The sequence below is a fragment of the Micromonospora sp. MH99 genome (assembly GCF_021442385.1).
Taxonomy (GTDB): domain Bacteria; phylum Actinomycetota; class Actinomycetes; order Mycobacteriales; family Micromonosporaceae; genus Micromonospora.
Map to the genome: position 1 here is coordinate 1 of NZ_MUZA01000077.1, position 26,812 is coordinate 26,812.

General features: G+C 72.3%; 27 protein-coding genes, 1 tRNA gene and 1 pseudogene. 12 read left to right on the top strand and 17 right to left on the bottom strand.

Features of this window, described 5'->3' with window-relative positions:
* A pseudogene (locus tag B0E54_RS27770) lies at window positions 1–913 on the bottom strand (ATP-dependent helicase); the annotation flags it as partial.
* Window positions 914–1,069: 156 nt separating this feature from the next.
* Between B0E54_RS27770 and B0E54_RS27775 the strand changes: the two are divergent.
* The gene (locus B0E54_RS27775; RefSeq protein ID WP_234589230.1) at window positions 1,070–1,942 is read left to right on the top strand and encodes a carbohydrate kinase family protein; all 873 of its coding nucleotides are present in this window, start codon (window positions 1,070–1,072) and stop codon (window positions 1,940–1,942) included.
* Window positions 1,943–1,959: 17 nt separating this feature from the next.
* Here B0E54_RS27775 and B0E54_RS27780 read toward each other — a convergent pair whose 3' ends face one another.
* Complete coding sequence (locus B0E54_RS27780; protein ID WP_234589233.1) at window positions 1,960–2,481, bottom strand: DinB family protein; 522 nt, start codon at window positions 2,479–2,481, stop codon at window positions 1,960–1,962.
* A gap of 82 nt (window positions 2,482–2,563) precedes the next feature.
* Here B0E54_RS27780 and B0E54_RS27785 point away from each other — a divergent pair, with 82 nt between their 5' ends.
* Window positions 2,564–2,770: a hypothetical protein gene (locus B0E54_RS27785; protein ID WP_234589235.1), complete on the top strand. Its 207-nt coding sequence runs from the start codon at window positions 2,564–2,566 to the stop codon at window positions 2,768–2,770.
* Window positions 2,771–2,777: 7 nt separating this feature from the next.
* Here B0E54_RS27785 and B0E54_RS27790 read toward each other — a convergent pair whose 3' ends face one another.
* The 3 genes from B0E54_RS27790 to B0E54_RS32565 form a co-directional block, all read right to left on the bottom strand.
* Window positions 2,778–3,920, bottom strand: a complete 1,143-nt coding sequence (locus B0E54_RS27790; protein WP_234589237.1) for a polysaccharide pyruvyl transferase family protein — start codon at window positions 3,918–3,920, stop codon at window positions 2,778–2,780.
* Window positions 3,921–4,000: 80 nt separating this feature from the next.
* On the bottom strand, window positions 4,001–4,300 hold the full coding sequence (locus B0E54_RS27795) for an N-acetyltransferase (protein ID WP_234589239.1): 300 nt from the start codon (window positions 4,298–4,300) through the stop codon (window positions 4,001–4,003).
* A gap of 54 nt (window positions 4,301–4,354) precedes the next feature.
* A complete protein-coding gene (locus B0E54_RS32565) occupies window positions 4,355–4,489 on the bottom strand; it encodes a hypothetical protein (protein ID WP_255787784.1) in 135 nt (44 codons plus the stop codon).
* Between the two features lie 160 nt (window positions 4,490–4,649).
* On the opposite strand from B0E54_RS32565, the gene B0E54_RS27800 reads away from it, so the two are divergent.
* Window positions 4,650–5,582, top strand: a complete 933-nt coding sequence (locus B0E54_RS27800) for a phosphotransferase (protein ID WP_234589241.1) — start codon at window positions 4,650–4,652, stop codon at window positions 5,580–5,582.
* A gap of 53 nt (window positions 5,583–5,635) precedes the next feature.
* Here the strand turns inward: B0E54_RS27800 and B0E54_RS27805 are convergent, their stop codons facing one another.
* Window positions 5,636–6,265 carry an HAD-IA family hydrolase gene (locus B0E54_RS27805; protein WP_234589242.1) on the bottom strand — a complete coding sequence of 210 codons (630 nt, stop codon included), beginning with the start codon at window positions 6,263–6,265 and terminating at the stop codon, window positions 5,636–5,638.
* A gap of 42 nt (window positions 6,266–6,307) precedes the next feature.
* Here B0E54_RS27805 and B0E54_RS27810 point away from each other — a divergent pair, with 42 nt between their 5' ends.
* A complete protein-coding gene (locus tag B0E54_RS27810) occupies window positions 6,308–6,451 on the top strand; it encodes an SDR family oxidoreductase (protein ID WP_374109328.1) in 144 nt (47 codons plus the stop codon).
* A gap of 30 nt (window positions 6,452–6,481) precedes the next feature.
* Here the strand turns inward: B0E54_RS27810 and B0E54_RS27815 are convergent, their stop codons facing one another.
* Window positions 6,482–7,030 (bottom strand): hypothetical protein, encoded by a 549-nt coding sequence (locus tag B0E54_RS27815; protein WP_234589243.1) that lies wholly within the window; start codon window positions 7,028–7,030, stop codon window positions 6,482–6,484.
* A gap of 46 nt (window positions 7,031–7,076) precedes the next feature.
* Window positions 7,077–7,628, bottom strand: coding sequence for a DinB family protein (locus tag B0E54_RS27820; protein WP_234589244.1), 552 nt, complete (start codon window positions 7,626–7,628; stop codon window positions 7,077–7,079).
* A gap of 288 nt (window positions 7,629–7,916) precedes the next feature.
* On the opposite strand from B0E54_RS27820, the gene B0E54_RS27825 reads away from it, so the two are divergent.
* Window positions 7,917–8,789, top strand: a complete 873-nt coding sequence (locus tag B0E54_RS27825) for a class I SAM-dependent methyltransferase (protein ID WP_234589245.1) — start codon at window positions 7,917–7,919, stop codon at window positions 8,787–8,789.
* Between the two features lie 23 nt (window positions 8,790–8,812).
* Here the strand turns inward: B0E54_RS27825 and B0E54_RS27830 are convergent, their stop codons facing one another.
* Window positions 8,813–9,652 carry an alpha/beta fold hydrolase gene (locus tag B0E54_RS27830; protein ID WP_234589248.1) on the bottom strand — a complete coding sequence of 280 codons (840 nt, stop codon included), beginning with the start codon at window positions 9,650–9,652 and terminating at the stop codon, window positions 8,813–8,815.
* 206 nt (window positions 9,653–9,858) lie between these two features.
* On the opposite strand from B0E54_RS27830, the gene B0E54_RS27835 reads away from it, so the two are divergent.
* Together B0E54_RS27835 and B0E54_RS27840 are read left to right on the top strand one after the other, a co-directional pair.
* Window positions 9,859–11,304: an RICIN domain-containing protein gene (locus B0E54_RS27835; protein ID WP_234589251.1), complete on the top strand. Its 1,446-nt coding sequence runs from the start codon at window positions 9,859–9,861 to the stop codon at window positions 11,302–11,304.
* A 174-nt stretch (window positions 11,305–11,478) separates the two neighbouring features.
* Complete coding sequence (locus tag B0E54_RS27840) at window positions 11,479–11,925, top strand: hypothetical protein (RefSeq protein WP_234589253.1); 447 nt, start codon at window positions 11,479–11,481, stop codon at window positions 11,923–11,925.
* Between the two features lie 18 nt (window positions 11,926–11,943).
* Here B0E54_RS27840 and B0E54_RS27845 read toward each other — a convergent pair.
* The 6 genes from B0E54_RS27845 to B0E54_RS27870 all read right to left on the bottom strand — a co-directional run bounded on the left by B0E54_RS27845 (window position 11,944) and on the right by B0E54_RS27870 (window position 16,918).
* Window positions 11,944–12,015 (bottom strand) — tRNA-Val (locus B0E54_RS27845).
* Between the two features lie 75 nt (window positions 12,016–12,090).
* On the bottom strand, window positions 12,091–12,558 hold the full coding sequence (locus tag B0E54_RS27850) for a peroxiredoxin (protein WP_234589254.1): 468 nt from the start codon (window positions 12,556–12,558) through the stop codon (window positions 12,091–12,093).
* A gap of 88 nt (window positions 12,559–12,646) precedes the next feature.
* Window positions 12,647–13,084, bottom strand: coding sequence for a DUF3052 domain-containing protein (locus B0E54_RS27855; protein WP_030330240.1), 438 nt, complete (start codon window positions 13,082–13,084; stop codon window positions 12,647–12,649).
* Between the two features lie 112 nt (window positions 13,085–13,196).
* Window positions 13,197–15,695: a thiamine pyrophosphate-dependent enzyme gene (locus B0E54_RS27860; RefSeq protein ID WP_234589255.1), complete on the bottom strand. Its 2,499-nt coding sequence runs from the start codon at window positions 15,693–15,695 to the stop codon at window positions 13,197–13,199.
* A 51-nt stretch (window positions 15,696–15,746) separates the two neighbouring features.
* A complete protein-coding gene (locus tag B0E54_RS27865; RefSeq protein ID WP_234589270.1) occupies window positions 15,747–16,151 on the bottom strand; it encodes a MarR family winged helix-turn-helix transcriptional regulator in 405 nt (134 codons plus the stop codon).
* Between the two features lie 362 nt (window positions 16,152–16,513).
* Window positions 16,514–16,918, bottom strand: a complete 405-nt coding sequence (locus B0E54_RS27870) for a YjbQ family protein (protein WP_234589256.1) — start codon at window positions 16,916–16,918, stop codon at window positions 16,514–16,516.
* Between the two features lie 201 nt (window positions 16,919–17,119).
* On the opposite strand from B0E54_RS27870, the gene aceE reads away from it, so the two are divergent.
* A complete protein-coding gene (aceE, locus tag B0E54_RS27875) occupies window positions 17,120–19,858 on the top strand; it encodes a pyruvate dehydrogenase (acetyl-transferring), homodimeric type (RefSeq protein ID WP_308195414.1) in 2,739 nt (912 codons plus the stop codon).
* 315 nt (window positions 19,859–20,173) lie between these two features.
* Here the strand turns inward: aceE and B0E54_RS27880 are convergent, their stop codons facing one another.
* A complete protein-coding gene (locus B0E54_RS27880; RefSeq protein ID WP_234589259.1) occupies window positions 20,174–20,620 on the bottom strand; it encodes an SRPBCC domain-containing protein in 447 nt (148 codons plus the stop codon).
* A 188-nt stretch (window positions 20,621–20,808) separates the two neighbouring features.
* On the opposite strand from B0E54_RS27880, the gene B0E54_RS27885 reads away from it, so the two are divergent.
* From B0E54_RS27885 to gltX, 3 genes are read left to right on the top strand one after another with little or no spacing between them, the layout of a single operon-like run.
* The gene (locus B0E54_RS27885) at window positions 20,809–22,158 is read left to right on the top strand and encodes a GH1 family beta-glucosidase (protein WP_234589265.1); all 1,350 of its coding nucleotides are present in this window, start codon (window positions 20,809–20,811) and stop codon (window positions 22,156–22,158) included.
* Window positions 22,155–23,432, top strand: coding sequence for an MFS transporter (locus tag B0E54_RS27890; RefSeq protein ID WP_234589266.1), 1,278 nt, complete (start codon window positions 22,155–22,157; stop codon window positions 23,430–23,432). Before B0E54_RS27885 ends, B0E54_RS27890 begins: the two co-directional genes overlap by 4 nt.
* Before the next feature lie 51 nt (window positions 23,433–23,483).
* Window positions 23,484–24,893: a glutamate--tRNA ligase gene (gene gltX, locus B0E54_RS27895; RefSeq protein WP_308195415.1), complete on the top strand. Its 1,410-nt coding sequence runs from the start codon at window positions 23,484–23,486 to the stop codon at window positions 24,891–24,893.
* Window positions 24,894–25,064: 171 nt separating this feature from the next.
* On the opposite strand, the gene B0E54_RS27900 is transcribed toward gltX, so the two are convergent.
* Window positions 25,065–25,703, bottom strand: coding sequence for a copper resistance CopC family protein (locus tag B0E54_RS27900; RefSeq protein ID WP_234589268.1), 639 nt, complete (start codon window positions 25,701–25,703; stop codon window positions 25,065–25,067).
* A 241-nt stretch (window positions 25,704–25,944) separates the two neighbouring features.
* On the opposite strand from B0E54_RS27900, the gene B0E54_RS27905 reads away from it, so the two are divergent.
* Complete coding sequence (locus tag B0E54_RS27905) at window positions 25,945–26,595, top strand: hypothetical protein (protein WP_234589269.1); 651 nt, start codon at window positions 25,945–25,947, stop codon at window positions 26,593–26,595.
* Window positions 26,596–26,812: the final 217 nt, after the last annotated feature.

The window sequence follows — 26,812 nt, forward strand, 5'->3', positions numbered from 1 at the left end:
CGGGGCGAGGGCGGACGGCACGGCGTCGCCGGTCCGGCTGGCGGCGAGCGGCGCATCTCCCGGCAGCTGGCGGGGGGCCAGGATCGGCTCGGTGACCTCGTCGGGCGCCGGCGAGCGCGGCCAACCAGGCCGGCGCCGGCCCACCGGGACGCACCCCTCGGGCCAGCGTCGTGGCCGCCAGGGCCACCCGGGCGGCGGCGTCGGTGAGCGCGTCGAGAGCGTCCGCCACCAGCGCCGCACCCGCCACCTCGGTGGCGCCGGGCGTGGCCGCCGCGCGGGCGGCGGGCGGTAGGGCCAGCGCCAGCGACCGCGCCCAGGCCGCATCGGTGCCGGTCAACAGCGGACGCCAGACCGCCCGCGCGACCACCTGGGCCGCCCGGTCCGCCACCGACCGGGCCCCACCGGCAGCAACCGGGCCGGCAGCGGTCTCGTGGACCGGCGCGTGGACGCCGGGCAGGACGCGGCCCCGGGCCACCAGGTCGACGGCGAAGTCGGCCAGCTCGGCGAGGTGGCGCAGGGTCGCCCCGGACACCGCCGGGAGGTCGTCCAGGGCGCGCAGCAGTGCGAGGGCGTCGTCTGGGGCGTACAGCAGGGTGGGCACCTGCCACGCGGCGAGGGTGAGCCGGCCGCGGGCCGGGGGTGCGACGGCGGTCCGGATCAGCTCGGGTGAGTCGGTCGGCACGCCCGCCCGGGTGGGCAGGGTGAGCAGCGCGGTGGCCGGACGGGCCGGTTCGGCCGCGTCGGCGAGGGCCGCGACGAGGTCGGCGTGGCCGGCGGCGAAGGGATGCGGGCGCTCCCGGGGTGGCCGGCCGGGGCGCGTCGGAGCCGGCGGCGCGGCGCTGTCCTCGGCCCAGACCGCGAGGCCGGTGGTCGAGTCGTCGCCGGGCTTCCACAGCCCATGGATGACCAGCACCTACTCCCCCTTTGCCGCCCGCGCCCAGGATAGGCGGCCCGGTGCGACGCGCGTCAGCGCCCACCGCACGACACCCGCGGCCGCTGTGTTTCAGGTGAGGGTGTCCGCGCGTCGGCGACACGGCACCCGTCACCGGGCTGGGCTAGCGTCGGCACCATGGTCGATCTCCTGGTCGTCGGCGGGCTCGGGGTGGATGTGCGGGTCCGGGTGCCCGCGCTGCCGCTGCCGGCCGCCGACTCGCACACCGTCGAACCGATCGAGCTGCGCATCGGCAACACCGGCGCCGGGGTGGCGCTGGCCGGCCGGGCGCTCGGCCTGCGGGTCCGGGTGGTCGACACGCTCGGCGCGGACCCGGCCGGCGATCTGGTCCGGGCGGCGCTGACCCGGGCCGGGGTGCCTGCGGTGCTGGCACAGGACAGCGGCGGCACCCGGCGTTCGGTGAACCTGGTGGACCCGGGCGGTCGGCGCACCTCGCTGTACGACCCACGCCCGTGGCGGGGCGACCCGCCGTTCTCGCCCGGTCAGATCGCCGAACTGGTCGCGGACGCCCGGCACGTACACCTCTCGATCATGGATTGGGTGGTGCCGTCGCTGGCCGCCATGCGGGCCGCGCTCCCGGCGGGCGTGTCGCTCTCCACCGACCTGCACGACTGGGACGGCACGAACCCCTACCACCGGCCGTTCGCCGAGGCCGCCGATCTGGTCCTGGTCAGCGGGGTGCGGCTGGGCGAACACGCCGCCGCGCTCGCCGGCACGCTGGCGCCCCGGACCGTTGTGGTGACCCGCGGCGCGGACGGCGCCGAGCTGTACCCGGGCGACGGCACGCGGCTGGTGGTGCCGCCCGCCGCCGCGCCGGGACCGGTGGTGGACAGCAACGGAGCCGGCGACGCGTTCGCGGCCGGGCTGATCGCCGGGCGGCTGCGGGGCGAGCCCCTGACGGAGGCGGCCCGGTACGCGGCACGGGTCGCCGCGGCGGCCTGCGCCCACGACGGCATGGAGTATCCGCCGGGCCTGTTACCCGCCGGATGACGACGGGGCGGCCGGGCTCAGAGCGCGCCGGTCGACCCGTCGGTCAGTTCGCGCAGGATGTCGGCGTGACCGGCGTGCCGGGCGGTCTCCTCGATCAGGTGGACCAGGATCCAGCGCACCGACACCTCACCGAGCTGCGGGTGCGGCACCACGTGGTCGAGGTCGAAACGCGCGGCGACCTCCCGGGACCGGGCGCAGGCCCGCTCGTACGCCTCGACGAGCCCGTCGAGCGTGTCGCGTTCGTCGAGGGTGAAGCTCGCGACCGCGTCCTCTTCCGAGTTCAGGTAGACGTCACCCGGCTCCGGCGCGAGCAGCACCGGAAACCAGTTCCGCTCGACAAGCGTCAGGTGCTTGACCAGCCCGGCGAGCGTGGTCGCGGAGGGCACCAGCCGGCGGGCCGCGTCGGCGTCGGACAGGCCACGCAGCTTGCGCAGCAGCACGCCACGGTGAAAGTCGAGGAACGAGGTCAGCACGGCGCGCTCGTCCCCGACGCGGGCGAGCACCGGGCCGAGCGTCGGATCGATGGTCTGCTCCGTCATTCGCCGACCGTAACCACGTCGGGGCCCCCGCGCTGCCCCGCATCCCGCTGCGAGGTGCCGTCGCGACGGGCAGGATGGGCGCATGGCTTCCTCCGTGCAGATCCTCCTCGTCGGCGGCGCGGCGGACGGGCAGACCGTGACCGTCGAGCTGGACACCAACGGCCGCCCGCCGCTCACCCACCACCACATCGGGTCCGGCGGGCTGGCCCAGGCGCAGATCTACGAGTTGGAGTCCGCCCGCGAGGAGAGCCGCGAGTGGCGCTACCGGTGGACCGGGCCGGCGGTGTGAGCCCGGGTCAGACCCGGGTGAGGGACTGAGTGCGCAGCCTGTCCAGCACGCCACGGGTGACCTCCGAGGTGCCCCGCGCCTGCTCGCAGACCTCCGCGACCCGCCGGGCGGTGGCCTCCGCGCGTTCCGCGCGTTCGTCCCAGAGCCGGTCGACCTCGGCCAGCAGCGGCCCCTCCACCTCCCGCTCCACGCCCCGCAGCGCCGGCACACCGAGCCGCTGGGCCAGGTCGAAGACCTTGCCGGCGTACGGCAACGGCAGGAACGGCGTGCCCACCATCGCCGCGAAGATCAAAAAGTGCAGGCGCATGCCGACGGCCAGATCGAAGTGGCGCATCAGCCCGAGCACCTGCTCCGGTGAGTAGGTGCCGTGCAGGATCCGCCCCCGCTCGGCGGCGACCATGTGCGACAACACCCCGTGCGAGTGCCGGATGTCGTCGCGTTCCATGGGCACGAACAGCACGTACGCGTCGATGCGGTGCACCAGGAAGTCACCGATCTGGGCCAGGAGCCGGTGGTAGCCGTCGACGTCGAGGCGTTCGGCGGCCCGTCCCGGCTCCCGCACGCTGATCCCGACCAGCCTCTTACCGGCCGGCACCCCCTCCTCGCTGAGCAGGTGCGCCGGGAAGTCGGCCGGCTGCAGCAGGAACGCCGGGTCGGCGGTGACAGTGATCGGGTTGAGCAGTCCCGCCTCTTCCAGGACCATCCGGGACTCCTGGTCGCGGACGGTCACCTGGGTCGCGCTGGCGAGCGTCTCCCGGACCATGCCCGTGTCGACCGCGTCGCTGAGCGGCCCGACCCCCACCGCGTACGTGATGAGGGGCAGGCCCCGTTCCTGGGCGACCCGGACGACCCGCAGGTAGCGGCGGGCCTCCCGGTCGTAGAGGATCCCGCCGCCACCCAGGATGAGCAGGTCGAGCTGAGCGAGCACCAGCGCCGAGTCGGTACGGCTGACGCCTTCCCAGGGCACCGCCTCCACGTCGGGGTGGGCGGCCCGGGTGTGTTCCGGGTTGCGGGAGAAGACGATGATCCGGGCGTTCGGTTCCTGCGTGCGTAGATCGGTGAGCAGGCCGGTGAGGATCGCCTCGTCGCCGAGGTTCCGGCCGCCGTACGAGCCGAGCACACCGATGGTCAGTCCGGCGCCATGCGTCATCCGTCGCTCCTCCCCGGGTGCGGTCCGCAGCGGTTTCCCGCTGGTCGGGCGAACAGTCCTGCCCGAGGGACCGTCCCGGCTCAGCCCGTCGGGTCGATGCGCTTGGCCATCTGCTGCGCGGTCACCTCGAAGCCCAGACTCCGGTAGAGCCCCATCGCCACGGTGTTCGTACCGAAGACGTTCAACCCCAGCTCGGGCACCCCGAGTTCGGCCAGTTCGGCCTCGATGAGCTGGATCATCCGCCGCGCGTGGCCACGCCCCCGGTGCTCCGGATGCACCTCGATGTTCTGAATCCACGCCCGGGTCGGGCCGCCCGCGTTGCCCACCCCGGGCAGGCTCACCCAGATCCACCCGACCTCGGTGTCGTCGACCCGCGCCATCCGCAGCAGAACCCCCTCGGTGGCCGCGCCCGCCGGCAGTCCTTCCCGCAGCTGCTACGCCGACCGCTCCCGGGCCGCCTCCGGTGTCATGCCCCGGTGCGCGGCCAGATCCTCGGCGTAGCCCACCTCCAGCGGTTCCCACAGCCGGGCCAGTTCCTGCTCGGTCATCGGCGTCAATGTCAACTCCACCGGGGCCTCCCCTTCGACGTCTGACTCAGCGCGTAGTGCAGCAGAACCACGCGCGGCGCCGCCACCGTGATACCCGAGATGGGCCTCGACCCGGCCGATCGCCCGGAGATGCCCGGAAAACGGGTTGTTCGTCGGGACGGGCCGGGCGCACCGTGGCGGGATGCAGGGGACAGCAACGCGGATCGGCTGGGGTGATCTGCCGGCGGCGGTCCGGTCCGCGGTGGAGGGCATCATCGGTGACCGGGTGGTCGAGGCGGTGTCCCAGTCGGGAGGCTTCTCGCCGGGCACCGCCGACCGGGTCCGCACCGCGACCGGCCGGCGGGCCTTCGTGAAGGCGGTCAGCTCGGCCCTGAACCCGGACAGCCCGGTCCTGCACCGCGCCGAGGCCCGTACCGCCGGCGCGCTACCCGCGACAGCGCCGACGCCCCGCCTGCTGGGCTGCCACGACGACGGCGAGTGGGTGGCGCTGGTCTTCTCCGACGTGGACGGACGGCACCCGAGCACCCCGTGGCGGGCCGACGAGTTGACCCGCGTGCTGGGCGCCCTGGAGGCGCTGGCCGCCGCGCTCACCCCGAGCCCCGTCGCGCACGTCCCGGCCGCAGCCGACCTGCTGGCCGGGGACTTCGCCGGCTGGCACCGGATCGCCGCCGACCCGCCGCCACGGCTCGATCCGTGGGTTCGGGCGCACCTCGACGAGCTGCGGCACGCCGCCGACGAGGGCGTCGCCGCGCTGAGCGGGGACACGCTCTGCCATGTGGACGTGCGGGCCGACAACCTGCTGATCGACGCGGCCGGCACGGTGACCGTCGTCGACTGGCCGTGGGCCTGCCGGGGGCCGGCCTGGCTGGACACCGCGTTGCTGCTGGTGAACGTGCGACTGCACGGCGGGCACGACACCGAGGCGATGCTGCGCCGGTTGCCGCTCACCGCGGATGTCGACCCGGCCGCGCTGACCGGGGTGTACGCCGGGCTGGCCGGCTTCTTCGCCGACAGCGCCCGCCGTCCGCCGCCGCCCGGCATCCCCACCGTACGGGCGTTCCAGCAGGCGCAGGCCGACGCCCTGCTCCCCTGGCTGGCCCAGCGGCTCGCCTGACGCGGCAGGTCGGCGCTGTCGCGCTGCCGGTGCCGTTACTGCGGTGCTGCCGGTCAGCGTGCCGTGGGCGCCGACGCCAACCCGTACGCCAGCTGCGTCAGGTCGACCAGCCGCAGGTCGCCGTCGAGTCCCTTGAGCGCGGCGGTCATCGCGCCGGCCGCGCGCCCGGCCCGCAACCCGACCTCGGCGTCCTCGACGACCAGGCAGCGCGCGGGTGGCACGCCGAGCAGCGCGGCGGCGCGCAGGTAGCCCTCCGGGGCCGGCTTGCCCGCGCGCACGTCCTCGACGGTGACCAGCACGGGGGCGGTGATGCCGGCGGCACCGAGCCGGGCCTCGGCCAGCCGGAGGTCGGCGCTGGTCACCACGGCCCAGGGCATCCCCAACCGGGCCAGCGTCGACAGCAGCTCGAGGGCGCCCGGGGTGGCGGTCACGTCGGACAGGTCGTCGTACTGCAACGCCAACTGTCGGGCCGCGGCCACGGCGACCGCCGCGTCGTCGAGTGAGGGAAGGAGCCGGCGGATCGTCTGATCGGCGGGTCTGCCGTGCGCGATCGCCAGCGCCGCCGCCGGTTCGACGGCGTACTCGGACGCCCAGCGCTCCCAGGCCCGCTCGACGGCGGCGTCGGAGTCGACAAGCGTGCCGTCCATGTCGAACAGCACGGCGTCGATGTCTGCCAGCTCCATGATCACGCTCCCCCGTACGCTCCGTCCCGAGGATATGCGTCCCTGACCTGCGGCGGAAAACGGACCGCCGTCGGCCGCTACGCGCGCCCCGTCGAGATCGCGGCGGCCGTCGCACACCTGGCCAGTCCCGAAGCGGGCTACGTGACCGGGGCGGTGGTCAACGTCGACGGGGGCTTCACCTGCTGAGGTAGCCACCCCGCCTCCCGCCGGCCCGCGTCACCCCTTTCGGCCCAGCACCTGACGCACGACGTCGACGAACGCGACGCGGTGATTGGTCCGTGCCTCGATGGCCGCGAGCCAACGCTCCCGGTGCCGGTCGCGAAGCGGCGCCGCCTCGTCGCCCGGCTCGTCGGCGAGGCGGCGCTGCTCGGCGTACTCCGTCGTGAGGCTGGCCAGCACCGACCGGCCCGCCGACGCGACGTCCGCCGGGCCTTCCACCAACACCAGGTTGTACGCCTCGTCGACGGCGCGCATCGCCGCGTACGTCTCGTCGTAGCCGGGCCTGACCTCGTCCGGGCCCGGCTCGACCCACCGCCGGTCCAGCCGCCGGTACGCCGCGTCGCAGGCGCCGAGGAACCCGACGTACGCGTCGCGGCGCAACTCGTCACGCCGGGTCGCCCACCGGTCGGCGCTCTCCTGCCGGGCGACGGTGAGCTGGTGGGCGAGTTGCCGGCGGGTGCTGAGCGCGCCGATCAGCCCGGTCAGGGCCGCGGCGGCCAACGTGGACAGTGAGGTGATCAGCGCGACGGCGACGGTGTCCTGCACGCGTCCATTCTGGCGGTGCCCCGGGCCGGGTCGCAGCGGGCCGCGTTCAGCGTGGCGGGTCCTCGCCGGTGAGCCCGTCCACCGACTCCCGGATCAGATCCGCGTGCCCGACGTGCCGCGCGTACTCCTCGATGAGGTCGACCAGGACCCGGCGCAGGCTGGGCACCCGACCGTCGGGCCACTCGCCCCGGGCGAGCTGCTCCGGGCCGCCGTCGGCGAGCAGCTCGGTGACCGTGGCCCGGGAGCGGGCCACGGCCTCGCGCCACAGCGTGTAGAGCTGCTCGGGGGTGTCCTCGGCGGCCGAACGCCACTCCCAGCCGGGGTTGGCATCCCAGTCGACGGTGTCCCACGGTGGCCCCGGTGAACGTCCGGCCAGCTTGAGTGAGAAGTAGAGGTCCTCGACCAGCGCCAGATGCTTGAGCAGCCCACCGAGGGTGATCGACGACGGGCCGAGCGTCGCCCGCAGGCCGGCGGCGTCGAGCCCGCCGGTCTTCCAGGCCAGGGTGGCGCGCTGGCGGTCCAGGGAGCCCAGGAGTGTGGCGGTCTCGTCGCCCGCGACGGGCGGCTCGGGATGACCGTGCTCGTCGACGTTCGTCATGGCCGTCGACGCTAACAGTCTGGCCGGCCGGCGCGTCGAGTCAGCGCCGGGTGCGGTTGCGGCGTACGGCCCAGACTCCACCGGCGATCGCCAGCGCCGCCGGCAGCAGACAACAGATGCTGAGGACCGCGAGGTGCCACGGTTTGATTGCGCCCATGACCGCGAAGGCTATCCGGCGCGGTCAAGTGATGATCGCGGCCCACCGCGTCCGGCGGGCCGACCGGCTCCGCGCGGCGGTACCGTCGGCAGGCAGAGCTGATGCCGGTGACACGGACAGGAGCGCGAGCGATGCCGAGGACGCCAGCCGCGAGCCGTACGGCGGTGCTCGTCTGCCAGGGCCGCGCGGCGGCGGACGGTCTGATCGCTCCCGGGCGGTTCGCGGACCCGACGGCCGTGCGCCTGCTCCGCGCCGACGAGCGCGAGGCCGTCCAGTGGGTACGCGATGCCGCTGTTCCCCAGCCGTGGCGGCAACGGGTCGACTACGAGACGGTGCGGGCCTGCGCCGAGATGATGGTGCCCCGCACGGTCGCGATCGACGACGCCGTACGGGACCACCCCAGCTCGCAGGTGGTGATCCTGGGGGCCGGGCTGGATGGTCGCGCCTGGCGGATGCCGGAACTCGCCGACCGGACGGTCTTCGAGGTCGACCAGCCGAGCAGCCAGCGGGACAAACGCGAACGCGCCGAGGGCCTGCCCGGCACCGCACCGACGTTCGTGGCGGTGGACTTCGGCCGTGACCGGCTCGCCGAGGCGCTGGCAGCCGCCGGGCACCGCCCCGACGAGCCGACGACGTGGATCTGGGAAGGCGTCGTGCCGTATCTGACCAGGACCGAGGTTTCCACGACGGTCGCCGCGATCGCCGCCTGCTCGGCACCGCACAGCCGTCTCGTCGTCAACTTCCAGTTGCCCGGGAAATCCCTGACGCTGGGCCGGCTCGTCGCACGGCTGCTGATGGCGTCCACCGGGCGGCGCAGTTTCTGGGCGACCGAGCCATGGCGCTCGACCTGGACACCCGCCGCCATGACCGCCCTGCTCGCCCGGCACGGCTTCACCGTCACCGGCGACCACGACCTGCTCGACACGGCGCGCGCACTGTCCGTGCCGATCCGGAGCACCACGTCACTGACGCACAGCCGGGTGCTGGTCGCCGAACGCGCGTGACGCTCCTGACGCCACCGCCCAGATCAGTCGACCAACCGGCCCACCAGGGCGGCGAGCGTGTCGGGGTGCTCGTCGGTGACCAGGTGACCGGCGGCGGGGATGATGTCGACGTCGAGCTGAAGCCGCTGCTCGGCCGCCGACCGCAATCGGTCCGGGGGTAGGAACACGTCGTGCTCTCCGCTCGCGATCACGACCGGCACCGTGCGAGTCGCCGCCGGCACGAGATCGTCGGCACTCACCGGGCGGGCGTGTCGGGCGACGAGCGTCATCCACTCCACCAACTCGGCGCGGGGCGTGCGGCCGGGTGCGGACAGGAGCCGCAGCAACCGGAGGCTCGACGCGGCCCGTGGCCGTACCAGCCAACCCAGGAACGCCAGCAGGACACGGGGGGTGACCCTGAGCCGGCACAGTCCTCCGGGTGCCACCGCGACCGTGCCGCTGACCCGGGGGTGCTCGGCGGCGAGCGTCACCGCGCCACCGAACGAGTGCCCGAACAACACGACCGGACCGGTGGTGGCCTCCTCGACGACGGCGTTCAGCCATGCGCCGTACCAGGTGAGCCCGCCACCGGCGACGTCCGCCGCGTCGGAACTCAGCCCGGGCTGGCCCGGGATGTCGGCGGCAGCCACCCGGTACTGCCGCGCCAGGGCCGTGAGCAGCGGCAGGTAGGCCGCCGCGCTGAAGCGGTCACCGGCGACAAGGACGACCGTCACCGGGCCCGCGCCGGCGGTGAGGAGGTGCGTGTCGTGGCCGTGGGCCCGGATGACGCGTCGCTCGTGCGGGATCGCCCACGCGTCGAACTGCTGCGCACACCACCGGCGGATGGTGTCTCTGCCCTCGGGAGTCCGGTAGATCGACGTCACCGCTGCATCCTGCACCACTGCCGCGCAGAACCTCGTCGGCGAACCCGCACTGGCATCCCAACGGCACCAGCCGGCGGACCAGGTCGTCGGCTACAACGATAGATGTAGATTAATGAACGAATTGGTTCGGACGATCGCACCGGAGTCCGAGGGTGTCGCTCCGATGCCGGCGGCGGTCGCCGCCCGCCCACGGAAGGACGAACGTAGTGAGACGCAACAGATGGCTTCCATCCCTGGTGGCAGCGCTCACCCTGGCCGGAACGGCGATCGTGGCGGTCACCACCATGGCCGCCGCCCCGGCCCAGGCCGAGCCGGTCGCGATCCCCAACGGCACTCAGTTCACCGACACCGCCGGCAACCTGCTGCACGCGCACGGCGGTGGGGTGCTCAAGGTCGGCGACTACTACTACTGGTTCGGTGAGAACCGCAACGCCAACAACACGTTCCGGGCGGTCTCCGTCTACCGCTCCACCAACCTGCGCGACTGGGAGTTCCGCAACAACGTGCTGACCCAGTCGTCGGCGGCGGAACTGCAGTCGGCAAACATCGAGCGGCCGAAGGTCATCTACAACGCCAGCACCAACAGGTACGTGATGTGGATGCACAAGGAGAACGGCTCCGACTACGGCGAGGCCAGGGCCGCCGTCGCCTCCTCGGCCACCGTCGACGGCACCTACACCTACCACGGCAGCTTCCGGCCGCTGGGCAACATGTCGCGGGACATCACGCTCTACAACGACGGCGGTACGGCCTACATGATCTCCGCCGGCGACGAGAACCGCGACCTCCTCATCTACCGCCTCACCGCCGACTACCTCACCGTGGCCACGCTGGTCGGCAACTTCTGGAACGACGGCAACCGTGAGGCACCGGCCCTGTTCAAGCGCGGCAGCACCTACTTCCTGCTCACCTCGGGCCTGACCGGCTGGAGCCCGAACCAGGCCAGGTACGCCACGGCGTCCAGCATCTCCGGTCCGTGGACCGGCATGACAAACGTCGGCGACTCGACCACCTTCCGCTCCCAGTCGGCCTTCGTGCTCCCCATCCAGGGCACGTCGACGACGAGCTACCTCTACCTCGGCGACCGCTGGGCCGGCGCCTGGGGCGGGCCGGTCAACGACTCCCAGTACGTGTGGTTGCCGATCGACTTCCCCTCCGCCACGACCATGAGCCTGACCTGGTATCCCACCATCACCATCGACGCCGTCACGGGCACCGTCACCGGGCAGGCGCCGTCCTACTACCGCATCACCAACCGCAACAGCGGCAAGGTGGTCGACGTGCTGGACAGGGCCGTCACCGACAACGCCGAAGTCAAGCAGTGGTCCTGGAACGGCGGCGCGAACCAGAAGTGGGAGTTCCGCGACGCCGGCAGCGGCTACTTCCGGATCGTCAACCAGAACAGCGGCAAATGCCTCGACGTCGCCGACGCCTCGACCGCCAACAACGCCAACGTCATCCAGTACAGCTGTGGCGGGGGCACCAACCAGCAGTGGCAGTGGGTCGCCACCGGCACCTACTACCAGCTGCGCGCCCGACACAGCGGCAAGTGCCTGGACGTGGTGAGCAGCGGCACGGCGGACGGCACCGACATCACCCAGTACACCTGCGGAAGCGGCACCAACCAGCAGTGGACCCGCAGCCAGTCCTGACATCGCCGCCACGCGCCCGGATCGCCCGTCTCTGCGGCGGGCCGGTGGCCGGCGGGCCGGCCTGCTCGCCGCCGGCCCGGCCGCACGGCTGTCCGGCGGTCGCGCCGGCGGGTGCGGTTACGGCGTCAGCCATACGGGGTCGACGCGCCTGTCTGCGGTGGTGATGATGCTCGGATGGACGAGCAGACACGAACGGGACAGGCAGGGCGACAGATCCTCGGTCCGGCAGGGCGTGCAGTGCTCGGTGTCTTTCTCATCTCCACCGTGTTGGTCGTGCTGGCCCTGCTGACGGCCACCGGCGTCACCCACGTGAGCGGCAGCTCGTACAAAACGGAGTTCGCGCATCCACTGTGGTGGCAGGCCGGATTTTTTCTCTTCGTACCGGTGTTCCTGTCGTCCTACCTCTACCCGAAGCGCGCTGCCGCCTCGGTTGTCGCAGCTCTCGTGCCGCAGTTTGTCCTACCAACCGTTGTGGTCTACCGCTATGTCCACGGCGGCTGGGGTGACGGCCTCGAGATTTTCAGCTACGTGCCCCCGATCCTCATGACGCCTCAATTCGCCGCCATGGCCGCTTTCGGTGCCTGGCTCGGACGGCGCCGGCTGCGGACCCAGGACGCGTAGTACGCGATCACTGAAGGGTGGGCGCGGCAGGTTTCGAACCTGCGACCCCCCGCTTGTAAGGCGGGTGCTCTCCCACTGAGCTACGCGCCCGGATCGCCCGTGTGCGGCGGGCCGGTGGCTGGCAAGCCTACCTGCTCGCCGCCGGCCCGGCCGCACGGCGTACCACTATCCGGCGGTCGCGTCGGCGATGGCCTTGCGCCAGCCCTGCTGGTCGCGGGCCTCGCCGGGGCCGTTCATCTCGGCGAAGCGGACCATGCCGGCCTTGTCGATGACGAAGGTGCCCCGGTTGGCGAAGCCGGCCACGTCGTTGAAGACCCCGTACGCCTGGGCGACGGCGCCGTGCGGCCAGAAGTCGGCAAGCATCGGGAACTGGTAGCCCTCCCGGTCGGCCCAGATCTTGTGGCTGTAGGCCGAGTCGACGCTGACGGTCAGCACCTGGACGTCGTCGTTCACGTACTCGTCGAGGTTGTCCCGCACCTCGGCCAGCTCGCCCTGGCAGGTGCCGGTGAAGGCCAGCGGGTAGAAGACCAGCAGCACGGTGCGCCTGCCCCGAAAGTCCGACAGGCGGACCTCCTGGTTGTTCTGGTCCTTCAGCACGAAGTCGGGCGCCTCGGCGCCAACCTCGATCGGCATGCGGACTCCTCGGGGTCGAGTCGGGGGATGACGCCAGCCTGCCACACCCGGCGGTGCGGACCGCCGGGCGCGAGGAAGCGATGGCGGGCTACTTCTTGGCCTTGGCCCCTCGGCGCAGCACCAGGCGGGCGCCGCTCCAGTCCCGGCCGGCGTTGACGGTCGAGGTCTGCTGGAGGCCGGCGGTGGGCGCGGACTCCGCGACCTCACTCGGCTCAACGTGCCCCTCGCGCCCCGCCTTCGGGGTGAGCAGCCACACGACCCCGTTGTCGGCCAGCGGGCCGAGGGCGTCGACGAGCAGCTCGAAGAGGTCACCGTCGCCGTCGCGGTACCACACCAGCACCGCGTCGACCACCTCGTCGGTGTCCTCGTCGACCAGATCTCCACAGCGGTCGGTCAGGGCGTCGCGGAGATCCTGGTCGACGTCGTCGTCGTACCCCATCTCCATGACGACCATCCCCGGTTCGATGCCGAACCGGTCCGCCAGGCTGCGTACCCCGTCGGCGGCCTGACCAGCGGTCGCGCTCACTGTCGCGTGCCTCCTCATTTCGTCAGTGCTCGCGGCGTCGGGCCGACGCCGTCAGGCAAAGTCCACACAGTTGCGCCTCTGCGCGCAAGTGGCGCACCGAGTGGAACGGAATTTACCGTGCCAGCAGCGTACGGGCACCGTCGGTAATGGCTTCCGGGGAGACCAGAACCTGACGCGCTGCCGGACCTAATGGTACAAAAGAGTCAACTCCGGCCACCCGCCGCGCGGCACCCACATATCCGGCGTCGACCAGCGCGGCGATCACGCCCTCGCCGACTCCGCCGGAACGGCGGGTCTCGTCCACCACCAGCACCCGGCCGGTCGCCGAGGACTCCCGGATGATGTCGGCCACCGGCAGGGGCGCCAACCAGCGCAGATCCACCACGCGGGTGCCCACCCCCTCCTCGGCGAGGACGGCCGCGGCCCGCAGCGACATCCGTACCCCGTTACCGAAGGTGATGATGGTCAGGTCGTCGGCCGAGCCGACCCGGTAGACCCGGGCCCGGCCGATCGGCACATGCCCGGCCACCCACGAGCCGGGCTCCGGATAGCCGGCCAGCCACTCGCCGTCACCCTCGGCATACAGGTCACGGGTGTGGTACAGCGCGATCGGCTCCAGGAACACGCAGACACTGCCGTCCACCGCCGCGCTCGCCAGGCAGGTCCGCAGCATGGGCGCGGCGTCGTCCGGCCGCGCCGGCACCGCGACCACCAGACCCGGCACATCCCGGAGTACGGCCACCGAGTTGTCGTTGTGGAAGTGCCCGCCGAACCCCTCCTGGTACGCCAGCCCGGCGACCCGCACGACCATCGGGTTGCGAAAGGCGCCCCGCGAGAAGAACTGCATGGTCGCGGCCTCGCCGCGCAGCTGGTCCTCGGCGTTGTGCAGGTACGCCAGGTACTGGATCTCCGGCACCGGCAGCATCCCGGCCAGCCCGGCGCCGAGGCCCAGCCCGAGCACCGACGTCTCGTCGAGCAGGGTGTCGAAGACCCGGGCCGCGCCGAACCGGTCCCGCAGGCCCTTCGTCACGCCGTACACGCCGCCCTTGGCGGCCACGTCCTCGCCGAAGACGGCCATCTGGGGGTGATCGAGCAGCCCGTCGGCGAGCGCCGCGTTGATGCTCTGCGCGAGGGTGAGCGGGCCGGCCAGCTCCGGCGGTTTGCCCCCGAACGCCTCCTCCCTCGCCGCCGAGCCCGGCCCGCTGGCCCGTGCCGCCGCGTCCGCCACCGCCCGCGCCACCCGCACCGGGCGGCGGGGCGCCAGCGCCGACACCACGTCGGCGGCGGAGGTCAGCTTCGGCTCGCCCAGCACCTCCTCGGCCAGCCGGCGGACCTGCCAGCCGGTTTCGTCGTACCGGGCCAGCAGCTCCTCGGCCGTCGCCACACCGGCGTCGACGAGCTGCCGGGCGGTGGCGGCCACCGGATCCCGCGCAAGGTCCTCGGCCAGCTCGGCGGGGCTGCGGTACGCCGACTCCGCGTCCGCGCCGGCGTGGCCCATCAGCCGGACCGTGCGCAGGTGCAGCACGGCGGGCCGCCGGTGCCGGCGTACCCACGCCGCGGCCTCGCGCGCCACCTCGTACGCCCGCACCGGGTCGGCCCCGTCGGCGCTGAAGTAGTGGATGCCCGGTTTGGCGCGCAGCGTCGCCTCGACCCAGCCCTCCGGCGAGCGGACGCTGATGCCCAGCCCGTTGTCCTCGCAGACGAAGAGCACGGGGATGCGCAACCCGGCGTGGTCGTACCAGCCGGCGGTGTTGAAGGCGGCGGTGGCGCTGGCGTGGTTGACCGACGCGTCGCCGAACGAGCAGACCACGATGGCGTCCGGCGGCCAGGGAGCGTGCGCCGCCCCCGCTCCGCTGCCGACCCGCACCCCGGTCCCGGCACGCCGCCCGACGGTGTCCAGCCGGCGCAGCCGCTCCACGGCCAGCCCCATCCCGACCGCGCGGGGCAGGTGCGAGGCGATGGTGGAGGTGGTCGGCACGATCGCCAGGTCGGCGCGGCCGAACACCTTGTGCCGGCCGCCGGCGATCGGCTCCTCGCTGGAGGCGACCATGCCGCGCAGCACGTCGCGGGCGGCCTCGGCGTACCGCGCGAACGCTCCGGTACTCGGCGCGGACCCGGCCGGCTCCGGCTCGGCGGCCGACTCCGGGTCGTCGGCGGGCTCCCGCGCGGTGGCCGACTCCCGGTCGGTGGCCCGCTGCGGGTCGGCGGCGCGCTCCCGGTCGGTGGCCGGTTCGGCGTCGGCGGTGTCGGTCGGCGCCGTGGCGTCGGCGACCTGGGCCGCCCGCACGCAGTAGAACGCCCCGGAGCGGTAGTGCAGCAACGCCGGGTCGGTGGGGCGCAGCGCGGCGGCGACCGCCGCGTTGCCCTCGTGCCCGGCCGAGCCGATGGTGTAGAAACCCTCCCCGAAACTGCGCAGCCAACGACCGGCGAGGTCGAGCTGGCGGCTGGTCACCTGCGCGTCGAACAGTTCCAGCAGGCGCGCGCCGGTCAGCGGGGCGTCGTCGGTGACCGGGTCGGCGGGGTCACGCCTCCGCTGCGTGGCAGGCAGCGCCGCCAGCGTCTCCCGGAACCGGTCGTCGAGATCTTGCGGGGTGGTCACGTCCGACAGCATTACCGACGCGGGCCATGCTCGCCCAGTGGGACACGGCCCGCGCGCGTCGAGTCACGCCGGATCGCACGGCTCCGGGCAGCCGCCGTCGGACACCTTCCACACCAGGTCACGCAGGGTGGACAGCTCCTGGTCACTCAGCCCGGCCAGGAGTCGGGAGTCGGACATCACCTCGGCCACCCGGCCCCGCACACCCCGACCGTGATCGGTCACCACGAGCGTCTTCTGCCGGCGGTCGGTCGGGTCGGTACGACGCTCGACCAGGCCGGCCTGCTCCAGCCGGTCGACAAGCGCCGTCACGTTGGACCGGTCACAGCCCAGCCGGTCGGCGAGGTCCCGCGCGGGCAGTGGACGGTCCGGGTCCAGCTCGTGCAACGCCCGGGCCGTGGCCGGGGTGAGCCCCAACTCGGCGAACTCGGTGCCCTGCCGGTGCCGCAGCGAGGCGGTCAGGTGTGCCATCCGGCGCACCACGTCGGCCGCGAGGCCGGCCCGGTCCACCGGTCGACCCGCCGCGGAAACCACCTCCGGTGCCACCGCCACATCGTACGCACCACGACGAGGGCCCAGCTCAGCGACCAGATCCGCGCCCACCCGGAAGCGGCACACCATCAGTGAAAGTGCTGCCTCAGCACCCGCCGAGACAGCACTTTCCGGGTAGTTGCGCGGATCTTGAGGAGGTACAGCGGCGCGGCGCCCATGATCGCGCTGCAACAGGGAAGTAGTGGCCTCCCCCGCGGCACGACACCACTACAACAAGGATCGAGCACGATCTTGCCGCGGCGCGGCGGGGCGCGGCGGGGCGGGCGCGAGGCGGGGCGGGGTCAGGCGGGGAGGAACGAGAAGCGGACCTGGCGGGTGGGATTGTCGCCGTTGGTGTCGACCAGGCAGATGGACTGCCAGGTGCCCAGGGCGAGCCGTCCGGCGAGCACCGGCAGCGTCGCGTACGGCGGGACGAAGGCCGGCAGCACGTGGTCCCGGCCGTGGCCGGGCGAGCCGTGCCGGTGCCGCCAGCGGTTGTCGGTGGGCAGCAGGGCGTCCAGGGCGGTGAGCAGGTCGTCGTCGGAGCCCGATCCGGTCTCGATGATCGCCAGCCCGGCCGTGGCGTGCGGCACGAAGACGTGCAGTAGGCCGTCCCCCTCGCCGGAGACGAAGCTCTGGGCCTCGGCGGTGATGTCCCGGACGGCCGGCCGGGACCCGGTCTGGACGGTGATCACGTCACTGCGCATACGCCGGATTCTGCCGCAGCTCGGGCCGAACGTCGGCGTTGCCGCCAACCGGTACGGCGATCCGCGTCGGCCGTCGCGCTAAGTTACCGACGGGTACCTGTGTCGCTCATCGCGTCGGGGGGACCTAGACGTGACGACGGGTGCCACCAGGGGGCAGGATGGCGCTAGAGACCTATCCCACACACAACCGAGGGAACGCCTGTGGCTACGGAACGCAAGCGCCCGGTGATCAGCGACGGCCTACCGAGCCAGCTTCCGGACATCGACCCTGAAGAGACAAGCGAATGGGTCGAGTCGCTTGACGGTGTCATCGACGAGCGCGGCGCCAAACGCGCCCGCTACGTCATGCTGCGCCTGCTGGAGCGGGCCCGTGAGCGCCAGGTCGGGGTTCCGCCCCTGACCACCACCGACTACATCAACACGATCCCGCCGGAGCAGGAACCCTGGTTCCCGGGTGACGAGCACGTCGAGCGGCGCATCCGGGCGTACGTCCGGTGGAACGCCGCCATGCTGGTGCACCGGGCGCAGCGCCCGGAGATCGGCGTCGGCGGGCACATCTCCACCTTCGCCAGCTCGGCGTCTCTGTACGAGGTGGGCTTCAACCACTTCTTCCGGGGCAAGAACCACCCCGGCGGTGGCGACCAGATCTACTACCAGGGTCACGCCTCCCCCGGCATGTACGCGCGGGCGTTCCTGGAGGGGCGGCTCAGCGAGCACCAGCTCGACGGGTTCCGCCAGGAGCTGTCGCACCCCGGTGGTGGGCTGCCCTCGTACCCGCACCCGCGGCTGATGCCGGACTTCTGGGAGTTCCCCACCGTCTCGATGGGTCTCGGCGGCCTGAACGCGATCTACCAGGCCCGGTTCAACAGGTACCTGCAGCACCGCGGCATCAAGGACACCTCGCAGCAGCACGTGTGGGCGTTCCTCGGCGACGGCGAGATGGACGAGCCGGAGACGCTGGGCGCGATCGGTGTGGCCGCCCGCGAGGAGCTGGACAACCTCACCTTCGTGATCAACTGCAACCTCCAGCGGCTGGACGGCCCGGTCCGGGGCAACGGCAAGGTCATGCAGGAGCTGGAGGCGTTCTTCCGGGGCGCCGGCTGGAACGTCATCAAGGTGGTCTGGGGCCGTGAGTGGGACCCGCTGCTCGCGGCGGACACCGACGGCGCGCTGGTCAACCTCATGAACACCACGACAGACGGCGACTACCAGACCTACAAGGCCGAGTCCGGCGCGTACGTGCGTGAGCACTTCTTCGGCCGCGACGCCCGGACCCGCAAGATGGTCGAGCCGCTGAGCGACGACGAGATCTGGAACCTCAAGCGGGGTGGGCACGACTACCGCAAGCTCTACGCGGCCTACAAGGCGGCCACCGAGCACACCGGTCAGCCGACGGTCATCCTGGCGAAGACGATCAAGGGCTGGACGCTCGGCTCGCACTTCGAGGGCCGCAACGCGACCCACCAGATGAAGAAGCTGACGCTGGAGGACCTGAAGACCTTCCGCGACCGGCTCTACCTGGACATCCCGGACAAGGCGCTGGAGGACAACCCCTACCTGCCGCCGTACTACCAGCCGGGTGAGAAGTCCGAGGAACTGGCCTACCTCAAGGAGCGCCGCGAGCAGCTCGGCGGCTACCTGCCGTCCCGGCGGACCAGCACCAAGCGGCTGACCATCCCCGGTCCGGAGCGGTTCGCCGACGTCAAGCGCGGCTCGGGCAAGCAGAAGGTTGCCACCACCATGGCCTTCGTCCGCCTGCTCAAGGACATCATGAAGGACAAGGAGTTCGGCAAGCGCTGGGTGCCGATCATCCCGGACGAGGCCCGCACCTTCGGCCTCGACTCGATCTTCCCGACCGCGAAGATCTACTCGCCGCACGGGCAGCGCTACACCTCTGTCGACCGGGAGCTGTTCCTGTCGTACAAGGAGTCGACGACCGGGCAGATCCTGCACGAGGGCATCAACGAGGCCGGTTCGGTCGCCTCGTTCACCGCCGCGGGCTCGGCGTACGCCACCCACGACGAGCCGATGATCCCGATGTACATCTTCTACTCGATGTTCGGGTTCCAGCGGACCGCCGACGGGCTGTGGGCGGCTGCCGACCAGATGGCGCGGGGCTTCCTGCTCGGTGCGACCGCCGGTCGGACGACGCTCAACGGTGAGGGCCTGCAGCACGAGGACGGCCACTCGATGTTGATCGCCGCCACCAACCCGGCGGTGGTCGCGTACGACCCGGCGTTCTCCTTCGAGATCGCGCACATCATGGAAGCCGGCCTGCACCGGATGTACGGGGACGCGCAGGAGAACGTCTTCTACTACCTGACGGTCTACAACGAGCCGATCCTGCAGCCGGCCGAGCCGGCCGGGGTGGACGTGGAGGGCCTGCTCAAGGGCATCTACCGCTACTCCCCGGCAACGCAGGTCGACGGCCCGAAGGCCAACGTCCTCGCCTCCGGCACGGGCATGCAGTGGGCGCTCAAGGCCCAGCAGCTGCTCGCCCAGGACTGGGGCGTGGCCGCCGACGTCTGGTCGGTGACCTCCTGGACCGAGCTGCGTCGCGACGCGGTGGAGACCGAGGAGTACAACCTGCTCAACCCGGGCGCCGAGGCCAAGGTGCCGTACGTCGCGCAGAAGCTGGCCGACGCGGACGGGCCGAAGGTCGCGGTCAGCGACTGGATGCGCGCCGTACCGGACCTGATCGCCCGCTGGGTACCCGGCGACTACACGTCGCTGGGCACCGACGGCTTCGGGATGTCGGACACCCGGCACGCGCTGCGCCGGCACTTCCACGTCGACGCCGAGTCGATCGTGGTCGCCACGCTGCGGCAGCTCGCCCGCAGCGGCGCGGTACCGGCCACCGTGCCGGCCGAGGCCGCCAAGAAGTACGCGATCGACGACGTCAACGCCGCCCCCGTCGGGGAGACCGGCGGCGACAGCTGATCCAGCACGACCAGAAGGGCCCGGCGCCAAAGCGCCGGGCCCTTCCGCGTCCCGCTCCCACCGTCCACCGCGTGGATCCCGACCCACCCTCCACCGCGTGGATCATGGAGTTGTGGTGGGGGACAAAGCGGTGAAGTCACCCCGTTCCGGGCACCACAACTCCATGATCGACGCGGGGCAGGGGCGGGGCAGGGGCGGGGCAGGGGGCGGGGCAGGGCGCGGGCAGGAGCGGGTGTGGGTTGGCGGTGGCCGACGTTCCTGGTGGGGACGCCGGGCCACCGCCGGGGCGGGTGACGCCAGGAGGATGGGCGCTCGTCAGCCGACGGCGGCCAGGTCGGTGAGCCGGGCCAGCGAGTCCTCCAGGTCGGCGCCGACCCGACGCAGTCCGAGACGCAACAGGGCCGCCTTGACGGGACCGGCCGGCCAGCGGACGACGATGAGTCGGACGATGGTCCCGCCCTCCTCCTCGTCCTCGGTCAGCTGGACGTAGATCTCGGTGCGCGCCTCCGCACGAGCACCGGCACCCTTGGCCCGTTCCCGCCAGCCGATCAGCGTCGGCTCCTGATAGGCGATCACCTCGGCCTCATGCGCCGAACCGCGCCCCGCCTGGACCAGTTGCCGCCGCCCGAAGCCCTCTCCGGAGAGCACTTCGGCCGCGCGGACCCCCGCCAGCCAGGCCGGTAACTGCTCAGCCCGCTGTACGACGTCCCAGACCACTTCCACCGGCGCCGCCACGTGCGCACTGCGTTCCACGAGGATCATTTCCGTCTTTCCTCCAGTGAGGACATCCCACGATATCGGCACTCTATGCGCTAAATCGGACTTACACGGACGGGTTAGGAAAAAGACACGCCGATCAACCATTGCGGATTGCGCCAACCCGGCCTATGGCGCATTCATCGACAGCGCCCTAGAGTCCCGAACACGTTTCACGTTGACCGGGAGGGCGCATGCCTACCGCACCGATTCCCGAGTTCCCCGCCGGCTTCCGGTGGGGCGTCTCCACGTCCGCCCACCAGATCGAGGGCGCCACCACGGCCGGCGGACGCGGACCGTCCATCTGGGACACCTTCGCGCGCTCCCCCGGCCGGATCAGTGACGGCAGCAGCGGGGAGATCGCCTGCGACCACTACCACCGGTACGCCGAGGACGTGGCGCTGCTGGCCGGTCTGGGCGTCTCCGCCTACCGGTTCTCGATCGCCTGGCCCCGGGTGCAGCCCAGCGGCAGCGGCCCGACCAACGCCGCCGGCCTGGACTTCTACGACCGCCTCGTCGACGAGCTGCTGGCCGTCGGCGTCGACCCGGTGGCCACCCTCTACCACTGGGACCTGCCCCAACCCCTGCAGGACGCCGGCGGCTGGCTCAACCGCGACACCGCCGCCCGCTTCGCCGACTACGCCGAGCGGACCGCCGCCCGCCTCGGCGACCGCGTCCGGCTCTGGATCACCCTGAACGAGCCGTTCATCCACATGAGCCTCGGCTACGGCATGGGCGTGCACGCCCCCGGCGAGATGCTGCTCTTCGACGCCTTCGCAGCCGCCCACCACCAACTGCTCGGGCACGGGCTCGCGGTCGCCGCGCTGCGCGGCAACAGCGCCAGCCCGGTGGCGATCGCCAACAACTACTCCCCCGTGCGGGTGCTCGGCGACAGCGACGCCGACCGGGCCGCCGGGGCCGCGTACGAGGCCCTGCACAACCGGCTCTTCACCGACCCGCTGCTCGGCCGCGGCTACCCGGACCTGCCCGGTCTCGACCCGAGCGTCATTCACCCCGGCGACCTGGACACCATCGCGGCGCCCATCGACGCGCTGGGGGTCAACTACTACAACCCCACCGGCGTACGGGCCGCCGAGGAGGGCTCGCCGCTGCCGTTCGACCTGGTGCCGCTGGAGGGCTACCCGCGTACCGCCTTCGACTGGCCGGTCGCCCCCGACGGGCTGCGCGAACTGCTCGGCTGGCTGCGGGACACGTACGGCGACGCGCTGCCGCCCATCGAGATCACCGAGAGCGGCTGCGCGTACGACGACGTACCCGACGCGGACGGACAGGTCGCGGATCCGGAGCGCATCGCGTACCTCGACGGGCACCTGCGGGCGGTCCGGGCCGCCATCGACGACGGGGTGGACGTCCGCGGGTACTTCGTCTGGTCGCTGCTGGACAACTGGGAGTGGGCCGAGGGGTTCACCAAGCGCTTCGGGCTGGTGCACGTCGACTACGCCGACCAGAGGCGTACCCCGAAGTCGTCGTACACCTGGCTGCGGGACGTGATCGCGGCCGCGCGGGAGGGTTCGGCGCGGTGACCACCCTCGACCCCACACCGGCGTCGCTGCCGGCGGCGCTCGCCGAGCCGATCGTGCCGGTGCGACGCGGCTGGATCGGTCTGGTCTTCGCGGCCAACCTCGGCGTGTGGATGGCGTTCTTCACCCCGATCCAGGTGCTGCTGCCGCAGCAGATCGAGCGGATCGCGCCCGGCGACAAGGAGACCATGCTGGCCGTGGTCACCGGCCTGGGCGCGCTGGCGGCGGTGCTGGCCAATCCCCTGGCGGGCGCGCTGTCCGACCGGACGTGCCTGCGGATCTTCGGCCGGGAGTTCGGTCGTCGGCACGTCTGGACCGCCGGCGGCGCGGTGCTCGGGGCGGCGGCGCTGGTGCTGCTGGCCCAGCAGCGGACCATCCTCGGGGTCGCCGTCGGTTGGGTCGCCGCCCAGGTCTGCTTCAACGCGATGCTGGCCAGCCTCACGGCCGCCATCCCGGACCGGGTTCCGGTGGCGCAGCGCGGCGCGGTCTCCGGCTGGGTGGGTATGCCGCAGGCGCTCGGGCTGGTGCTCGGCGCGGTGCTGGTCACCGCAGTCGTCACCGGCAACGCCGCCGGCTACGTGGCCATCGCGGTGGCAATTCTGGTGCTGTCGCTGCCGTTCGCGCTGCTCACCCCCGACGACCGACTGCCCCGCGCGCACCGCCCGGCACTGCGGGCGCGGGCGCTGTTCGCCTCGATGTGGATCAGCCCGCGTCAACACCCGGACTTCGCCTGGGCCTGGATCACCCGGTTCCTGGTCCAGCTCGGCAACGCGCTGGGCACCCTCTACCTGCTGTACTTCCTCACCGACGGGGTGCACCACCCCGACCCCGAGGGCGGCCTGCTGGTGCTGATCCTGCTCTACACGCTCGGCATGATGCTGACCGCGGTGGTGGCCGGCCGGCTGTCGGACCGCTCCGGGCGGCGCAAGGTCTACGTGATCGTCTCCGGCCTGATCATGGCGGTCGCGGCGCTGCTGCTCGCCGTCGCGCCGGTCTGGCCGATGGCCATCGTCGCCGCCCTGCTACTCGGCGCCGGCTACGGCGTCTACCTCTCGGTGGACGCCGCCCTGATCACCCAGGTGCTGCCCCGGGCCACCGACCGCGCCAAGGACCTCGGCGTGATCAACATTGCCAACTCCGCGCCGCAGGTGCTCGGCCCGGCTCTCTCCGCCCCGCTCGTCGTCCACCTGGGCGGCTATCCGACCCTCTACGCGGTCACGGCCGCGGTCACCCTGGTCGGCAGCGCCCTGGTCGTCAAGATCCGCTCAGTGCCCTGAGTCAGGGGGCCGTGGCCGAATCCGGTGGCGGGTCGCCGTAGGCTGGGGGACGTGACGGTACGTGTGCGCTTCGCCCCCTCCCCGACCGGTATGTTCCACGTCGGCGGCGCCCGCTCGGCGCTGCAGAACTGGATCTACGCCAAGCAGCAGGGCGGGGTGTTCGTGCTGCGCATCGAGGACACCGACGCGGCCCGCAACAAGCCCGAGTGGACCGAGGGCATCCTCTCCGCGCTGGACTGGATCGGCATCTCCCGGGGCAGCTACGAGGGGCCCTACTTCCAGTCGGCGAACGCCGGCGAGCACCGGGCCGCCGCCACCCGGCTCTACGAGTCGGGCCGGGCCTACTACTGCGACTGCACCCGCGAGGACGTGCAGGCCCGTACCGGCTCGCAGTACCAGGGCTACGACGGCTACCACCGCGACCTCGGTCTCGGCCCGGGGCCGGGGCACGCGCTGCGCTTCCGTACGCCCGACGAGGGCACCACAGTGGTCGTCGACCTGATCCGTGGTGAGCCCACCTTCGAGAACAAGCTCATCGAGGACTTCGTCATCGCCCGCGGCGACGGCTCGCCGGTCTTCCTGCTGGCCAACGTCGTCGACGACATGACCATGGGCATCACCCACGTCATCCGGGCCGAGGAGCACCTGCCCAACACCCCCAAGCAGCAGCTGCTCTGGGACGCCCTCGGGGTCAAGCCGCCGGTCTGGGCGCACGTGCCAGTGGTGGTCAACGAGAAGCGGCAGAAGCTCTCCAAGCGCCGCGACAAGGTCGCCCTGGAGGCGTACCGCGACGAGGGCTACCTCGCCGGCGCGATGCGCAACTACCTGATGCTGCTCGGTTGGGCGCCCTCGGGCGACCGGGAGATCGTGCCCTGGTCGGTCATCGAGGACGAGTTCCGGCTGGAGGAGGTCAACCCCTCCCCCGCGTTCTTCGACGAGAAGAAGCTGCGCGCCTTCAACGGGGAGTACATTCGGGCGCTGCCGGTGCCCGAGTTCATCGACGCCTGCCAGCCGTGGCTGACCGGCACCGGGACCCTCGCGCCGCCGCCGTGGCAGCCGGAGGAGTTCGACGCCGACGCCTTCGCCGCCGTCGCGCCACTGGCACAGACCCGGATCGCCGTGCTCAGCGAGATCGTGCCGAACGTCGACTTCCTCTTCCTGGCGTCGCCGCTGATCGACGAGGCGGCCTGGACCAAGACCATGAAGGACGGCTCGGCCGACCTGCTGGACGCCGCCGTCGCGGCCTTCGAGGCGCTGGAGTCCTGGGACGCCGAGTCGCTGAAGTCGACGCTGGAGGCGGTCGGCGCCGAGCGCGGCCTCAAGCTCGGCAAGACGCAGGCACCCGTCCGGGTCGCGGTCACCGGCCGCACCGTCGGGCTGCCGCTGTTCGAGTCGCTGGAGGTGCTCGGCCGCGAGCGCACCCTGACCCGGATGCGCGCCGCCCGGCTCCGCCTGCCCTGACAGTCCGACCGGCAGCGGGCCGGCGTAGTACCTGCGCGTCGCCCCCTTTGCTCTGCTTCAACCCACGCAACACCCGGTGTCCGAATATCGGACGCGAAGTGTTGCCTCCGCTGAAGCAGAGCAAAGGGGGACGCGGACACCCCGTTCACCGGGCCTGCGGCGATCGTTTGATCAGTGCGCCCGGTTCCGGCGACGGAACACCAGGCCGGCGGCGAGAGCAGCGAGCAGCACCAGGCCGCCGAGCGCCCAGAGCCACCAGCGGCCACCGGAGTCGGACCGCTCCGAGGCCGCTGGCACAGCGGACGCCGTTGAGCTGCCCGTCGGCGCCGATGGCGGCCCGACCGAGGACGGGTCGACTCCTGAGGGCCCGGCCGAGGGCGAGCCGGTCGGCGCTGCCGCCGGGCCGGTGCCGGCGGCCGAAGGGCTGGCGGACGGGTCGGCGGCGGTACCGGTGGTGAGGGTGAACCGCACCTCGCCCTTGATCGGGTGGCCGTCGCTGGACGCGAGCTGGTAACCGACGATGTAGAGCCCGGCCGCGCCCGGCTTGAACGGCACGCGTACGCGGCTGCCGTCGAAGGTCGGCTGCCCGCCGGCGACCACATTGTCCGGTCCGGTTATTGTGATCTTCGTCGTAGCGGGGGCCGGCTTGGCCAGGAACCGAAGCTCGACCCGGGCGGGCGCGGTGGCCACCCGGGCGCCGTCGCGCGGATCGCTGCCGGTCAGCGAGTTGTGCGCGGCGGCCGGTGTCACCGGGGCCAGCAACGACACACCGAACGCCACGCCGAGCACCACTGGCACGACCCGTGCCATTCGTGTAACCCTGCCCCCCATGAACCCCTCCGTAAGGGTACGATCCGCCCGCTGATCAAACAGCTCCTCATTAGTCGAGCAGAGATCGCAGATAGTTCCAAATACTGTTCCACACGCTGCATTTCATCGACGTTCTGCGGAGTCTGTAAGAGTGGGGCCGACCGCCCGGTCGGTGTCGTCACCGGCCGACCGACCCGGACGTCACAACGAAGCCATCCATCGAACGGGGCGAGGAGGCGGGATGGTCCGACAGATGAGGCGCTGGGTCGCCGTGCTGGCGGGCACGCTGGCGGCGGCACTGCTGGCGCTCGGCACCGCCGGCCCGGCCAGCGCGGCGCCCAAACCGGCGCCCGCCGGTGTGGACATCACCGGTGAGGGGCTCACCGAGCCGCTGCGGCTGCGGCCGGACACCCAGCCCACGCACGTGGTGGCGGTCATCGACCAGGTCAACTTCTTCGCCCGTACCGGCATGCCGACCGGGCCGAAGGCAGCCGACCTCGGTCCGAAGTACACGGTAGTGGTGCTCGCCGGCGAGACGCCGAAGCAGACGTACGACCTCTACCCCAAGGCGGCCGGCGGCCCGCGCGTCTACCGTCCGGCGAAGCAGCCGGACGGTCGCAAGACCAGCGCCGGCTGGTTCCTCGGGCGGCTCAGCATGTCCGAGACGTTGCGCACCGCCGGGGTGCCGCTGGAGCGGCAGTTCGACACGGTCAGTGGCGGCGTGGGTGGCGGCGAGCGGGTGCTCCCGGAGGACACGATGGACCCGGCGCGGGACATCGACGAGGCGCTCGGCGAGTTGCAGCGACTGCTGCTGCTCAACGTCGCGGTGATGCTGACCATCACGGTCGGTCTCGCCGGGATCGCCCTGCTGATCCGCCGCCGGACCCGCTGACGCCCGCCCTGCTGATCCGCCGCCGGACCCGCTGACCCACCGGCGGCGGGTCAGACCCGCCGTCGCGCGGTCAGCACCAGCGGCGCGGCGGGCGCTCCCGTCGGGTGGCCCGCTGACGCGGCCGGACCGGGCCGTGTCGGTGCGCCCCCGCCCACCCGGGCAGTTCGCTGCGGCAGCCGGTGACGTCGTCCGGCTCGGGCTGCGCCGGCTCGGTGGC

Bases quoted from the DNA above. Each gene is read 5' to 3' on its own strand.
- B0E54_RS27775 (WP_234589230.1), top strand. From the start codon at position 1,070: ATGGTCGATCTCCTGGTCGTCGGCGGGCTCGGGGTGGATGTGCGGGTC.
- B0E54_RS27780 (WP_234589233.1), bottom strand. From the start codon at position 2,481: ATGACGGAGCAGACCATCGATCCGACGCTCGGCCCGGTGCTCGCCCGC.
- B0E54_RS27785 (WP_234589235.1), top strand. From the start codon at position 2,564: ATGGCTTCCTCCGTGCAGATCCTCCTCGTCGGCGGCGCGGCGGACGGG.
- B0E54_RS27790 (WP_234589237.1), bottom strand. From the start codon at position 3,920: ATGACGCATGGCGCCGGACTGACCATCGGTGTGCTCGGCTCGTACGGC.
- B0E54_RS27795 (WP_234589239.1), bottom strand. From the start codon at position 4,300: ATGGCGCGGGTCGACGACACCGAGGTCGGGTGGATCTGGGTGAGCCTG.
- B0E54_RS27800 (WP_234589241.1), top strand. From the start codon at position 4,650: ATGCAGGGGACAGCAACGCGGATCGGCTGGGGTGATCTGCCGGCGGCG.
- B0E54_RS27805 (WP_234589242.1), bottom strand. From the start codon at position 6,265: ATGGAGCTGGCAGACATCGACGCCGTGCTGTTCGACATGGACGGCACG.
- B0E54_RS27820 (WP_234589244.1), bottom strand. From the start codon at position 7,628: ATGACGAACGTCGACGAGCACGGTCATCCCGAGCCGCCCGTCGCGGGC.
- B0E54_RS27825 (WP_234589245.1), top strand. From the start codon at position 7,917: ATGCCGAGGACGCCAGCCGCGAGCCGTACGGCGGTGCTCGTCTGCCAG.
- B0E54_RS27840 (WP_234589253.1), top strand. From the start codon at position 11,479: ATGGACGAGCAGACACGAACGGGACAGGCAGGGCGACAGATCCTCGGT.
- B0E54_RS27850 (WP_234589254.1), bottom strand. From the start codon at position 12,558: ATGCCGATCGAGGTTGGCGCCGAGGCGCCCGACTTCGTGCTGAAGGAC.
- B0E54_RS27860 (WP_234589255.1), bottom strand. From the start codon at position 15,695: ATGCTGTCGGACGTGACCACCCCGCAAGATCTCGACGACCGGTTCCGG.
- B0E54_RS27865 (WP_234589270.1), bottom strand. From the start codon at position 16,151: ATGGCACACCTGACCGCCTCGCTGCGGCACCGGCAGGGCACCGAGTTC.
- B0E54_RS27870 (WP_234589256.1), bottom strand. From the start codon at position 16,918: ATGCGCAGTGACGTGATCACCGTCCAGACCGGGTCCCGGCCGGCCGTC.
- B0E54_RS27880 (WP_234589259.1), bottom strand. From the start codon at position 20,620: ATGATCCTCGTGGAACGCAGTGCGCACGTGGCGGCGCCGGTGGAAGTG.
- B0E54_RS27885 (WP_234589265.1), top strand. From the start codon at position 20,809: ATGCCTACCGCACCGATTCCCGAGTTCCCCGCCGGCTTCCGGTGGGGC.
- B0E54_RS27900 (WP_234589268.1), bottom strand. From the start codon at position 25,703: ATGGCACGGGTCGTGCCAGTGGTGCTCGGCGTGGCGTTCGGTGTGTCG.
- B0E54_RS27905 (WP_234589269.1), top strand. From the start codon at position 25,945: ATGGTCCGACAGATGAGGCGCTGGGTCGCCGTGCTGGCGGGCACGCTG.